Source organism: Mesorhizobium sp. Mes31 (assembly GCF_024519675.1).
Classification (GTDB): Bacteria; Pseudomonadota; Alphaproteobacteria; order Rhizobiales; family Rhizobiaceae; genus Mesorhizobium.
In genome coordinates, this window is the sequence record NZ_JALJRL010000002.1 from 511083 (window position 1) to 523977 (window position 12895).

Sequence of the window (12895 nt, forward strand, 5' to 3'; positions counted from 1 at the left end):
CGGCCTGGAGGAGATGCGATGCAACATCCAGCATTCCCGGTATTCGATCTCGAGCGGTTCGAGAACTCCGGCCACGAGGAGAAAAAGGCGCTCGGCGCCGAGGTCGACCGCATCTGCCGCGGCACCGGATTTCTGGCCGTGAAGAACCACGGCATTCCGGAACCCGTGATCGACGCCGCCTGGTCGAAGGCGCGAGCTTTCTTCGACCTCCTTCCGGAGGAAAAGCAGCGTTCGAAGGCGCCCTACAAGGGTTACCCCTACGGCTATCTCGGCCCCGAACTGGAAGCGCTTGCCAAATCGCGCAATGTCGACACGCCGCCTGACCTGAAGGAAAGTTTTAACGGCGGTCCGCTGCGCGTGCCGGCGGGCATGCGTGATCCGGAGGCGTTGGCCTTCTGCTACGCCGAGACGATCTGGCCGGCCGAGCCCGCCGGCTTCATCGAGGCATGGAAGGCCTATTATGCCGCGCTCGAGGACCTCGCCGTGCGCATCATGCGGGTTTTCGCCACCGCGCTCGGCCTGCCCGAGAGCTATTTCGACAGCTATCTCGATGCGCCGATCAGTGCGCTACGTGCCCTCAATTACCCCGAACAGCATGTCGCGCCGAAACCCGGCCAGATCCGCGCCGGCGCCCACACCGACTATGGCAGCCTGACGATCCTTCTGCCGCAGGCCGGGTCGCGCGGCCTCGAGATCACCACCCCGGACGGGGAGTGGACGCCGGTTCCGCCAATCCCGGGCGCCTTCGTCATCAACATCGGCGATCTGATGGCGCGCTGGACCAATGATCGCTGGGTTTCCACCGTGCATCGCGTGGTCAATCCGCCGGCCGATGAGGGCGGCAAGGACAGGCGCCAGTCGATGGCCTTCTTTCACCAGCCGAACTGGGATGCGCAGATCAAGGTGCTGGACGTTTGCCTTGCCGACGGTGAGGCGCCGAAATACGAACCGGTGCTGTCTGGTCCTTACCTGATGGCCAAGTTCAAGGCGACGACCAGGTAGCGAGAGCACTCTATTGCCGAGCGCGAGACTCCAGTAGCGGATGGCGCTCTCGCGAACGCTTCGTATGGTCGAAGCCGGTTCGTGTTGCGGCGGCGGTCGGCCGAATTCGCCTTGATGTCGAAGAACACTGAACCTGAAAGCTCAAAAGTGGTTCTAGAACTGCGATTGAGTTTCAGGCATCCAAGGCCCCGCGGCCCGATTTCGATCCGGTTTATCTGTCATTAGTACATCGGTAACACTATGAGCTTTTCATTCTGCAGGTGGGCGGTCTTTTCTCCCAGGTACAAAATCCGAGGAACTCTGTTTGGTCACGAAATCATCCAGGCAAGCCACCGAAGCGCCCGAGTCGGCCAGTCTGGCCGTACTGGCAAACCTGGCGACTGCTTCGTACGAGACTCTTGAGCACGAGCTTCGCGCGACGATCGCAACGCTTGAAGCACAGGCGCTGCGATTCGAGACGGTGATCGACAACATCTCGCAAGGCATCTGCTTTTTCGGCGCCGATGAACGGCTGATCCTGTCCAACCGCCGCTATGCGGAGATCTACCGCATTGCACATGGGCGATTGCAATCGGGCCTGACATTGAGCGAAATCGTCGAACGCCGCGTTGCCGCCGGAACATCCGCGATGGCCGCCGACGCCTATCTCGCATTGGCCCGGTCGGTCAATTCGGGCATTGCTTCGAAAATCTGGACCGCCCAACTCGCCGACGGTCGAACTATTCAGATTTGTCATCAGCCGATGCCTGATGGCAGTTGGGTGGCCACGCATGAGGACATCACGGAACTCGCTGCCAATCGCCAGATCGCCGACGAGCGCATCTCGCTGCAAACGTTGATCGACTGGGTGCCCGACTATCTCTGGGTCAAGGACAGGGAAAGCCGCTTTGTCGTGGTCAACAGCGCGCTTGCGGCCGACAGTGGCCGGGACAAGACCAGCGACATGATCGGCTTGACCGATTTTGATCTCCATGCCCCGGAACTTGCGCAGAAGTTCCGCCTCATCGAGCAGAACGTCCTCAACAGCGGACAACCGATGATCGACGAGGAGGAGTTCGTTGTCGATGCGTCAGGCGACGGCAAATGGCTCTCGTCGACGAAAGTGCCGTTGCGCAATGCCCAAAACGAAATCTTCGGTCTGGTTGGCATTGCCCATGACATCACTGCCCGCAAGCGAGCGGATGTCCTCAGGAACGGGCAGGCGCATATCCTGGAAATGATCGCGATGAGCGCTCCGCTCGAAGATGTGCTCGACCGTCTCATGCGCCTCGTGGAATCCCAGTTGACGGGGATAATCGGTTCCGTCTTGCTGCTCGACAAGGACGGCAGTCACTTGCGGCACGGCGCCGCGCCGGGCCTGGCCAAAGACTATACGAACGCCATCGACGGGATCGCTATCGGTCCGAAGGTAGGATCCTGCGGGACCGCCGTCTACCGGCGGGAGCCGGTCATTGTCGCAGACATCATGCAGGACCGCCTCTGGGAAGATTATCGCGAACTGGTATCGGCCTTCGGCTATCGTTCGTGCTGGTCGACCCCGATCCTGTCACATCAGGGCACCGTCCTGGGCGTGTTCGCGATGTATTCGATGACGGTGCGCGAACCGGCCGAGGCCGAGACACGGCTGATTGACTTTACGACCCGCATTGCCGGAATCGCGATCGAGCGCAAGCTGGCCGAAGACCAGATCCACTTCATGGCCAACCATGATGTGCTTACCGGACTTCCCAATCGAGCCTTGCTGGAGGACAGGCTTTCTCAAGCGATCCTGTACGCGCAGCGATACGATCGCTGGGTGACGGTGGTGTTCATCGATCTGGACAATTTCAAGCTCGTCAACGACACGCTCGGCCACAATGCCGGAGACGAGCTCCTGAAGATTGTCGCCCGCCGCATGGTCGAATGCGTAAGGGTGACCGACACCGTGGTCCGGCTTGGCGGCGATGAATTTGTCATCGTCCTGTTTGATCAACCGACGAACGTCGATCTCATCTCGGAGACCTTGCAGAAGATCCGCACAGCGATTGCCGAGCCAGTTCATCTTGGGGAGCATCGACTGAGGGCGACAGCCAGCATCGGCATCGCAAACTATCCCAAGGATGGAGCGATCCCCGATACGCTGTTGGCCAATGCCGATGCAGCCATGTATCGCGCGAAGGAATTCGGGCGCGACAATTTCCAGTTCTACGCTCCCGAATTCAACACCAGGGCGCATGAAAAATTCGTGCTTCAGGAGGAGTTGCGAAACGCCCTGGCCCGTTCAGAATTCGCGCTGCTCTATCAGCCTCAAGTCGATCTTCGCTCGGGGCGCGTCTTTGCGGTCGAAGCGTTGATCCGCTGGAACCATCCGACACTGGGTGTGGTAGCGCCGGCCAGTTTCATCCCGACGGCCGAGGAGACAGGTCTGATCGTGCCGATCGGCGACTGGGTTCTGCATGAAGCCTGTCGACAGAACAAGGCCTGGCAGGATGCGGGGCTGCCGCCGATGACTGTCTGTGTGAATGTGTCGGCACGGCAATTCCGAGAAAGGAACTTGGTCGGTCGCGTCGTCAATGCTCTCAGGGACAGCAGTCTGGAGGCCAGATATCTGGAGCTGGAGGTGACCGAAAGCCTCATCATGCAGGATATCGAATTGGCGGTCGCAACAATGAACGAACTGCAAGGCCTGGGCGTTCAGATATCGATCGACGATTTCGGAACGGGCTATTCCAGCCTCAGTGCGCTCAAGACCTTTCCAGTTGCGCGGTTGAAAATCGACAAGTCTTTCATCAACGACGTCGCCGACGACGAAAACGACCAGGCTGTTGCCAGCGCCGTGATTTCGTTGGGTCAAAAGCTGAACATGAGGGTCATTGCCGAGGGTGTCGAAACAGACGATCAGGTGGCTTTTCTGCTCAAGAACAATTGCGACGAAATGCAGGGCTATCATTTCAGCAAGCCGGTCTCTGCCCGGGACATCGAGAAATTGCTCAACCACGAGGATTGACGGGCTGCTCAGCAAGCAGTCTCGCGTCGGCTCGACGAAGACCGCACCCGGCGGCGACACGCCTGCTTTTATTATTTTCCGAGCACAAGGCTCCAGTAGCGGAGGCTGCTGTCGCGGCCGTCGGGCACATAGGCAAGGCCGAAGCGAGTGAAGCGCGGGTCAAGCATATTGCGGCGGTGGCCGGGCGAATGCACCCAGATATCGAACAGCTTCTGCAGGCCGAAGCGGCCCTCGGCGATGTTCTCGGCGGCCGCACCCGCAATGCCGTTGCCCTTGACCCGCGAGGCGAAATCCTTTCCCCAGCCGGTGGTGTGGGTCATGCGGCCACGCTGCGCCATGTAGCCGGCCTGCTGCAAGGCTGCCTGTTCGAGCTGCGGGTCGGGGACCAGCGGCGCGAGGCCCGCCGTAGCGCGGATACTGGCCAGCGTGCCGGTGGCGGAGGAGGAGGCCCCGGCGCCTTCACCGGTTGGCAGCGAAACGGTACTGCAGGCAGCGAGTCCGGCCAAGGCCGCGAGGCCGACTGCCTTGAGCCATTTGCGCCTGTTCAGGCCTGCTTGACGGATTTCGATTTTTTCAGCTGTCATGCCTGCCTGACATAGTCGCGATCATGGCTTTTGCCGGGCAGGGCGGTGAAAATGCTGCCTTCGTCGTCGATCCGGATGGTCATCGCATCGAGGCCGTCTTCAACGTGCCACAATAAAGTCCGCGCCGCCGGCTTTCGCCGACATGGCGATGACAATCCCGTGAGGGCGTGTCCGAGACCATCGATTCGGCGACAAGCGCTGGCAAATCGTCTATGGTGCCACATCTACTAGTGGCAGCTGCAGGCGGCCATCCAGGCGGTGACCGCCCCGACACACGGGAGGAAGGTTATGGCCGGTTTTCATGTCATGGCGGACGCGCGTGGGGTGCATGTGCAACCCGTGGTGCGTCGCATCACCACGACGGATCTCTGGGACGCGCTCAAGCTCGGCGTCGAGGATTTCTGGGCAAAACCGTCGCACTTCGTGTTCCTGGGCCTGATCTATCCGATTGTCGGCCTGATCCTGACGCAGTGGACGTCGGGCTCTAACGCCATCCAGCTTGTCTATCCCTTGATGTCGGGCTTCGCCCTGGTCGGGCCGTTTGCCGCGATCGGTCTTTACGAGATCAGTCGCCGGCGCGAGCTCGGCATGAACACCTCCTGGCGGCACGCACTCGACGTGCGCCGCTCGCCGGCGGTTCCCTCGATCGCGGTGATCGGCGCCATGCTGGTAGCGCTGTTCCTGTTGTGGCTGTACACCGCGCAATCGATCTACACCGGCCTGTTCGGCGATCAGCCGCCGGCGTCGATCGGCGGCTTTGTCCGCGAGGTGCTGACGACCGGCAAGGGCTGGACGCTGATCCTCGCCGGCAACGCTGCCGGCTTCGTCTTTGCCGTGGTCGTGCTGGCCACCACCGTGGTTGCCTTTCCATTGCTGCTCGACCGCGACGTCGGCGCGGTCTCGGCCATAGAGACCTCGGCCCGCGTGGTGATGGCAAACCCGCTGCCGATGGCACTATGGGGGCTGTTGGTCGCCGTGCTTCTGGTGGTCGGCTCGATCCCGCTGTTTGCCGGGCTCGCCGTGGTCATGCCGGTGCTCGGCCATGCCACCTGGCACCTCTACCGCAGGGTGGTCGAACCGGAGCGCGCCCAGCAGATAAGGCGGCCAATGTAGGCTGGTCCACGATTCCGAAAAGTGGGAGCCGTTTCGGAAAACCAGGAAGCCCTCAGCGTTGCGCGTCGGTCGCCATCTTCAGCGCCAGCGCCGTCAGCACGGTCCCCATCATCCAGCGCTGGATGACCAGCCACAGCGGCCGTCCGGCGAGGAAGGTCGCGATCGAGCCTGCCGTCACTGCGATGATGGCATTGACGCTGAGGCTGATCGATATCTGCGTGGCACCAAGCACCAGAAGCTGCGACAGGACATGGCCTTTGCCGAGACTGATGAACTGCGGCAGCAGCGACAGGTACAGCACGGCCACCTTTGGATTGAGCAGATTGGTCATCAGGCCCATCATGAACAGCTTGCGCGGCCGGTCTTTCGGCAATTCGCGCACCTGGAACGGCGAGCGTCCGCCGGGCTTCACCGCTTGCCAGGCCAGCCACAAGAGATAGAGCGCGCCGGCAAAGCGCAGCGCGTCGTAGGCGAAGGGCACGGCGAGCAGCAGCGCGGTGATGCCGAACGCGGCCGACAGCACATAGAAGAGAAAGCCGAGCGCGACCCCACCAAGCGAGATCAGCCCCGCCTTCGGCCCTTGCGACAGGGAACGCGAGATCAGATAGATCATGTTAGGGCCTGGCGTCAGCACCATGCCGAGGCAGACCAGCGCGAAGGCGAGATGATTGGCGGTTTCGGGCATCTGTTCACTTCCCAGCGCGCCGCGATGAAAGCGCGGTAGAACGCCGCCAACATGTGCCCGCCCCGGCGGGCTCGTGCAAGAGCATGGCGGTGCCAGCCGTTGCGCCAGGGCGCTACCGCTGCCCTTCGAATCAACTGACGACGCGCAGGTTCGACAATTCGTTGCCGATTTCCTTGAAATCGTTCGACAAGGTGGCGCCGGTGGCATTCCAGAACAGTTTGGCCGGCTTGCTCGCGTCCGTCGGATCCTTGCGGAAGCGCGAGTCCGACGAGCAGGATTTCAGCGCGTCGATCGCCTGCTTGTCGCTGGTCTTGGTGGTGGACAGGTCGAGCGCCACCGTCATCACCATGATGTTGGCTGCCTTGGCGTTGTTGCAAAGGGTCGCCATCTGCTCGTTGAGCGCGTTGGTGTAGTTGCCGTTCGAATAGTCGAACTGACCGATGGCGCTCGACGTGCCCAGGAACATGCGGCCGACCGAGGTGCCGTTGTAGCCGGGTTTGAGGTAGCCATAGGACGCGTAGGTCGATTTGGAGTCGGCGGGATCGGAATAGCCCAGGGAGGAAGGCGTGTAGTAGGTGTTGGCGCCGTCGGTCAGCACGATCACCACCTTGTCGTTGCCTTTTTCCGTTTCCGGGCGCCCTTGCGTAAACGGTTCGCCGCTCGAAACCACCCGCCAGCCCCACGCCATGCCCTCGGGAACACTGGTGCCGCCATTCGGCTGCATTAGGTCGATGGCGGCCTTGATCGCGGTCAGCCCATCGGTGTTGCTGACGTCGGTCAGCGGCGTGATCGGGGTGGTGGTGCAGCTGTAGTTCGGGCCATTGCCGGCGGGCAGCGCCGGCGCATTGATGGGCCGCGGCTGGAAATATTTGGCCATGTTGCGCAGCCGGGTCTGACCGGTGCTGCTCGACGGGTCGTCGTTCCACCAGCTGTTCACGGCGCCGTAGGTTGTCGGCGCGGCCTCGTCGGGGTCTTGGGTGAGCTTCCAATGATTGCCAGGTTCGTCAGGCGCGAACATCGGCACGAACATCGTCGCTGGATCGCCGACGCCTATGCCGGTGTTCGCGGAGCCGCCGGACGGCGCGGCGTCGTTGACATTATAGGGATAAGGTCGGGCTTCCACGCACCCTTGCCAGCTGGCGAACGGACCATAGGAATCGATATAGTCATATTCGTCGTGGCTGCGTTTGCAGGTGTTGTTCCAGTTGTATTCGTCGCAAACCACGCGCTTGCTGCTGACTATGCGCTCGTGGTTGGTAACGACCTTCATATCGTGATAGAGCGAAAACCGGGTCAGCATCTGGCCTTCCTCGCTGCCCCAGCCGGTGCCGCGCTTGTACCAGATGCCGTTGGTCTGCTGGGCGTATTTGTCGGCCGCGTTCAGCGTCGACCAATCGAAATTCTCGTTCGATACCGGCGACAGGCCTTCGGTGTCCATCCATGATGCGTTACCGTTGCCAGGACCGACATTGACCGAGGCGGCAAATGGCACCAGGCCGAATTGCACCGGTTTGTCGATCTGCTTGATCATCGCCGCCTGCTGGGCAAGCGTGTCGACCAGCTGTTTGGCCGCGTCCTTGAGAAGATCGATGCGCTTTTGTCCCGAGCCTGTTCCGGGCGTCACCATCGAACCGGAATTGTCGAGCACCAGGGCGACTTCCAGAGTGTTCTTCAGCCGCACTTCGGAGGTGATGTCAAAGCTGATCTTCTGGTTCGCGTCGGCTTGGGATTTGCCGACGAGTTGGGCGAAGACAGGATAGAAATAGGGCTTGTAGTCAAGCCGCGCGCTCATCTTGAGCAAGCCGCCGCCGCTGGTGTTGCTTGGCAAGGTGACGCTGAGCGTCGTGTTGGCGGGATCGATATTGTTGAGGTTGGCGTTGAAGAAGTCGACCGCATAGGCTCTTAGCTGGTCGTCGGTCGCGCCTTCCGTCAGCCGGCGCGCCGTGGCGAAGTTGGCGGCGTCGAGCGCATTCGTCACCATCTGCTTTTCGCGGTTCATCTCGGTGAAGTCGACCGCCATCGCCAGGCCGCCCATGAGCGGAACCATGGCAACGGCCGTCATAAGAGCATAGTTGCCGCGTCTGTCGCGGCAGAACTGACGCCAGAGTTCATGCATGTCTTGCAGCGGCCCCCGCCGGCGGATTCTCGATTGACGCCAGCTTTCCACAAAACGCTGAAGGACGGGTTTGAGAAACCGCTCGATTGCTTGGTCGGCGCTTCACCAACCGCTAACCAATCCGGCAAGCTGGTCCTTCATCAGCGACGGCAGCGCATCTTGCATCGGGACAATGCCGACCTGCGGATGATGCACGGCTGCCCGCGAAAGCTGGTGACAGGCCTGAGCGGTTCGGTTAATCCGAACCGGCTGCGGCGAACCGTCGGTCGCGGCGCTCGCAACGATCATGACTGAAGGAAACGGCATGGCGGATTCGCCTGAAATCATCGGCTCGCTCGAGGACGTCTCGAAGGCCTATTCGGCAATCCTGTGTGATGTCTGGGGCGTGGTGCACAACGGCGAGAGGCACTTTCCGGCGGCCGCCTCGGCGCTGGCAAGGGCGAGAGAGGCAGAAATCCCTGTCGTCCTGATCACCAATTCACCGCGCCGCAATGTCGATGTCGTGGCGCAGATGAACGCGATCGGCGTTCCATCATCAGCCTATGACCGTGTCGTCACATCCGGCGATGTCACCCGCGACCTGATCGCCGAGGGCCCACGCAAGATTTTCCATATTGGCGGCGACCGCGATTTCACGCTCTATGATGGTCTCGATGTCGAGCTTGTCGAGGAGTTCGAGGCATCCGGCGTCGTCTGCACCGGATTGTTCGATGACGAGGTCGAGAAGCCCGAGGATTACACGGAGCTTCTGCGGCGGCTGCGCGCCAGGAACCTGCCGTTCATCTGCGCAAATCCCGATATCATGGTCGAGCGCGGCGAACGCATCATCTGGTGCGCCGGCGCCTTGGCACGCGACTATGCCCAGCTCGGCGGCCGCACGCTGATCGCCGGAAAACCTTACGCGCCGGTCTATGAGGTCGCGATGAAGGAGGTGGCGGACCTTGTTGGCCGGCCGGTCGAGCGTTCGCGGGTGCTGGCCATCGGTGACGGCATGATGACCGACGTGAAGGGTGCGGTCGACAACGGTTTTGACGTTCTTTATGTCTCTGGAGGCATCCACGCCCGCGACTATGGCGATGCATCGCAACCGGATCCGGCAAGGCTGGTGACCTTCCTGGAGAAGCATGGCTATCGTCCGGTGGCCGTCATTCCGAAACTGCGGTAGGTGACAATGGCAGCCTTCCAGCACATTCTGGCAACCGCGCCGCTACCCGCCGAATTGCGTGGCGGCGTGGTGGCGATCGGCAATTTCGACGGCGTCCATCGCGGCCATCAGGCGGTGCTTCAGCAGGCATTGGCCGAGGCCGGGCGGCGCGGGGTACCGGCTCTGGTGCTGACTTTCGAACCGCACCCGCGAAAGATCTTCAGGCCTGACATGCCGTTGTTCGTGCTGACGCCGCCGCCGATGAAGGCGCGGCTCCTGTCGCTCCTGGGTTTTGCCGCGCTGGTCGAACAGCCGTTCACGCGCGACTTCGCCTCGCTGTCGGCGGAAGCGTTCGTGACCGATGTGCTGGAGAGGAACCTTGGCGTCACCCATGCCGTGACCGGTTTTGATTTCCATTTCGGCAAGGACCGTCAAGGTGGCCCGGCCTACCTGATGGCGGCCGGTGGGCGCCATGGCTTCGGCGTAACGCTCGTCGACGCCTTTCGTGACGAGGGCGCCGAGGTGGTGTCGTCGAGCCGCATCCGCGGGTTGCTCAGCAATGGCGAGGTGGCCGAGGCCGCCGGCCTGCTCGGCTATCGTTTCACGGTCGAAAGCGAGGTGGTGGGCGGCCAGCAGCTCGGCCGCACCCTTGGCTTTCCAACCGCGAACATGAGACTTTCTCCGGAAGCCGCGCTGAAGGAGGGCATCTATGCCGTCCGCTTTCGTCGCGCCGACGGCACGCTTCATGACGGCGTCGCCAGCTTCGGCCGTCGTCCGACTGTCGGTGACAATGGCGCACCGCTTCTGGAAACCTTCGTCTTCGATTTCTCCGGTGACCTCTATGGCGAAATCTGCCAGGTTTCCTTCTTCGGCTTCCTGCGCAGCGAGATCAAGTTCGACGGTCTCGATGCGCTGGTTGCGCAGATGAAGCGCGACGAAGCCGAGGCGAGGGCGCTGCTTGCCGGTGTCAGGCCGCTTTCGGACCTGGACCGCGCCATCGCCTGCTGAGGGTTTCGCCGAAACAGCCGCGAACTGTGAACCAGTTCATCGAAGGCGGCCGGCAGAAAGCCCAACACTTATTGATGAAAATCGACATCTTCGTCTGGAGCGTTGTGCTCGTTTGCGCCGGACTGTTCATCCTTTGCGATGGTCTGAGCGCACACTGGGGCAAGACCGGCAGTGGCCGCAGCCTGGCCTATGTCATGCTGCTGTCGCCGATCTCCTACGGGGCATTTGCCTTGATCAACACACGGCTAAACCTCGCCGTGACAGGAGCGTTGGTCAACACCATCGTCGTGGCCGGCGCCATGCTGGTTGGGGCCATTGTCTTCAAGGAAGAGGTGTCCTCCCTGCAATATGTCGGGATCGGGCTGGCGCTGATTGCGGTGACGCTGCTGAATCTCTCGTAGGCCTGCCGGCGGCGGCTACCTCTTCAGCGCCAGACCGACGGCGATGAAGCTCCAGCCCTGGAAGATCAGGTCGATCGCCAGAAAGAGCCCGAGAACCCACAGGCTGTTGACCGGCCAACCCATGGCGATGATCAGGCCCGCAAGCGCACTTATGACACCGGCGGCGACGATCCAGCCCCAGCCGGGTTCCGGGCGGTGACCGTAGCCGACCCAGACCCTGAGCACGCCTGACGCGACCAGCGCGACGGCCAGCAGGAAGGTCAGCACGGTCGAAGCGAGAATCGGATTGTCGAAAGCGAAGAAGCCGGCGACCGCGTAGAGCAGCCCGCTGAGCAGCCAATAGAAGAAGCGACCCCAGGTCTTGACGCCGAACGCATGCACGATCTCGATGACGCCGGCCATCAGCATCAGCCAACCCACGACATAGACCGAAGCCACCGTGGCGATGAACAGATTGCCGAAGGCAATGCCGCCGAAGATGAGCAACAGCACGCCGAGCGCCACAAACCACCCCCATTTCGCCCGTGTCTGACTGATTGCAGTTTTCAAGGCGTCGCCATGCAGGGTCATTGTCGCGGTCTCCTCAAGGGCTGCGGGATACTACCGAGGAAGGTTAGTCCCGGCGTCGGGGAACGTCCAGTCGGTGACCGATAGCCGGATCGCGGGAAACCGCGACCGGATGTCTCCGGTTTAAATCAAATTTTACCAAACGGCGGCCAAAGCTGTCATCGGTAAGCGTGTGCGTTGTGTTAGTGGAGTGGCCATGAGTCCGGTCGGAAAAATCTCTGTGCTGTTGGCCGTTGCGGTGCTGAGTGGGGCAGGCGCAGCCAACGCGGGTGAGGGCAGCTGGTTGTCCGGCGACTGGTATCTGACTGTTGGTGCCACGGGCATGGTCGCGCCGAATTTCGAGGGCGGCAAGAAGTACCTGCTCAGCGCCTCGCCGATCATTTCGCTGGGCAAAGCCGGTCCCGCGGCCCGTTTCACCTCGCGCAACGACAACATCTCGCTGGCGCTGGTCGACGATGGCGGCGTCCGCGCCGGTCTGACCGGCAAATTCCTGTTCTCCCGTGACGATGGCGACGCCGACGAACTGAAGGGCCTCGATCCGGTGCGGTGGGGCGGCGAAGTGGGCGGTTTCTTTGAATTCTATCCGATGGATTGGCTGCGCGCGCGCGCCGAACTGCGCCACGGCATTCGTGCCCACAACGGCTTTGTCGCCGATATCGCCGCCGACGCCTTCTACGATGTGACGCCAACCGTCAGGATTTCGGGGGGACCGCGCGTTTCGTTTGCCTCGGCCAACTATTTCGACGCCTATTACGGTGTCAATGCGCAGGAGGCCGTCGCCTCCGGCCTCAGCGAATATCATCCGGGTGGCGGCCTGAAATCGACCGGCCTCGGCGGCGCCATAACCTGGAAGGTGACCGAGCCGATGACCGCCAGCCTGTTTGGCGAATATTCGCGCCTGATGGGGCCGGCAGCCGATTCCAGTCTGGTCAGGCAACGCGGTGACCGCAATCAGTTCACGATCGGCGTGTCGACCACCTACCGCTTCGACTTCACGATGTAGGCGAATCGAACGACAGACGCTTTATTCCTGCGCCCATCTCCGCTAAAAGCCCACCAATGACGAGCTTTTCGCGTCCCGTCGCCATTGCGATACGAATTACCGGCCCGGTGTTTCGGGCGGCCTGAGCGCCGCTGGAACCGCCGGGAATCTTGCGCGCGACCCTCGCGCTTTCCAGATCATCAACGCATATCGCCCAAAAGTGGCTCCGTTTTGGGAAAACGAAATGCGTCAAAGCGAAGACTTCAACGCCGCAGGCCGTCTGGCCGGGCACGTACATGGCAGACCA

General features: G+C 61.8%; 13 protein-coding genes. 8 read left to right on the forward strand and 5 right to left on the reverse strand.

Going from position 1 to position 12895, the window contains the following annotated elements; translation table 11 throughout:
• Positions 1-18 precede the first annotated feature (18 nt).
• Positions 19-1002: an isopenicillin N synthase family oxygenase gene (locus NR193_RS05180; protein ID WP_256749781.1), complete on the forward strand. Its 984-nt coding sequence runs from the start codon at positions 19-21 to the stop codon at positions 1000-1002.
• A gap of 304 nt (positions 1003-1306) precedes the next feature.
• Positions 1307-3988: an EAL domain-containing protein gene (locus tag NR193_RS05185; protein ID WP_256749782.1), complete on the forward strand. Its 2682-nt coding sequence runs from the start codon at positions 1307-1309 to the stop codon at positions 3986-3988.
• Between the two features lie 71 nt (positions 3989-4059).
• On the opposite strand, the gene NR193_RS05190 is transcribed toward NR193_RS05185, so the two are convergent.
• Positions 4060-4572 (reverse strand): CAP domain-containing protein, encoded by a 513-nt coding sequence (locus NR193_RS05190; RefSeq protein WP_256749783.1) that lies wholly within the window; start codon positions 4570-4572, stop codon positions 4060-4062.
• 288 nt (positions 4573-4860) lie between these two features.
• Between NR193_RS05190 and NR193_RS05195 the strand changes: the two genes are divergently transcribed.
• Complete coding sequence (locus NR193_RS05195; RefSeq protein ID WP_256749784.1) at positions 4861-5685, forward strand: DUF2189 domain-containing protein; 825 nt, start codon at positions 4861-4863, stop codon at positions 5683-5685.
• A gap of 52 nt (positions 5686-5737) precedes the next feature.
• On the opposite strand, the gene NR193_RS05200 is transcribed toward NR193_RS05195, so the two are convergent.
• Both NR193_RS05200 and NR193_RS05205 read right to left on the reverse strand, forming a co-directional pair.
• Positions 5738-6370, reverse strand: a complete 633-nt coding sequence (locus tag NR193_RS05200; RefSeq protein ID WP_256749785.1) for a LysE family translocator — start codon at positions 6368-6370, stop codon at positions 5738-5740.
• A gap of 130 nt (positions 6371-6500) precedes the next feature.
• On the reverse strand, positions 6501-8486 hold the full coding sequence (locus tag NR193_RS05205; protein ID WP_256749786.1) for a TadE/TadG family type IV pilus assembly protein: 1986 nt from the start codon (positions 8484-8486) through the stop codon (positions 6501-6503).
• Positions 8487-8519: 33 nt separating this feature from the next.
• Here NR193_RS05205 and NR193_RS05210 point away from each other — a divergent pair, with 33 nt between their 5' ends.
• The 4 genes from NR193_RS05210 to NR193_RS05225 are packed head-to-tail and all read left to right on the forward strand — an operon-like array spanning position 8520 to position 11039.
• On the forward strand, positions 8520-8780 hold the full coding sequence (locus NR193_RS05210) for a hypothetical protein (RefSeq protein WP_256749787.1): 261 nt from the start codon (positions 8520-8522) through the stop codon (positions 8778-8780).
• A 10-nt stretch (positions 8781-8790) separates the two neighbouring features.
• Positions 8791-9651 (forward strand): TIGR01459 family HAD-type hydrolase, encoded by an 861-nt coding sequence (locus NR193_RS05215; RefSeq protein ID WP_256749788.1) that lies wholly within the window; start codon positions 8791-8793, stop codon positions 9649-9651.
• 6 nt (positions 9652-9657) lie between these two features.
• On the forward strand, positions 9658-10638 hold the full coding sequence (locus NR193_RS05220; RefSeq protein ID WP_256749789.1) for a bifunctional riboflavin kinase/FAD synthetase: 981 nt from the start codon (positions 9658-9660) through the stop codon (positions 10636-10638).
• Positions 10639-10664: 26 nt separating this feature from the next.
• Positions 10665-11039, forward strand: coding sequence for a hypothetical protein (locus tag NR193_RS05225; protein ID WP_256749790.1), 375 nt, complete (start codon positions 10665-10667; stop codon positions 11037-11039).
• 15 nt (positions 11040-11054) lie between these two features.
• Here NR193_RS05225 and NR193_RS05230 read toward each other — a convergent pair whose 3' ends face one another.
• A complete protein-coding gene (locus NR193_RS05230) occupies positions 11055-11609 on the reverse strand; it encodes an HdeD family acid-resistance protein (RefSeq protein ID WP_256749791.1) in 555 nt (184 codons plus the stop codon).
• 193 nt (positions 11610-11802) lie between these two features.
• Between NR193_RS05230 and NR193_RS05235 the strand changes: the two genes are divergently transcribed.
• A complete protein-coding gene (locus NR193_RS05235; protein ID WP_256749792.1) occupies positions 11803-12609 on the forward strand; it encodes a MipA/OmpV family protein in 807 nt (268 codons plus the stop codon).
• Here the strand turns inward: NR193_RS05235 and NR193_RS05240 are convergent.
• Positions 12599-12886 (reverse strand): hypothetical protein, encoded by a 288-nt coding sequence (locus NR193_RS05240; protein WP_256749793.1) that lies wholly within the window; start codon positions 12884-12886, stop codon positions 12599-12601. The genes NR193_RS05235 and NR193_RS05240 overlap by 11 nt on opposite strands.
• Between the last annotated feature and the right edge of the window lie 9 nt (positions 12887-12895).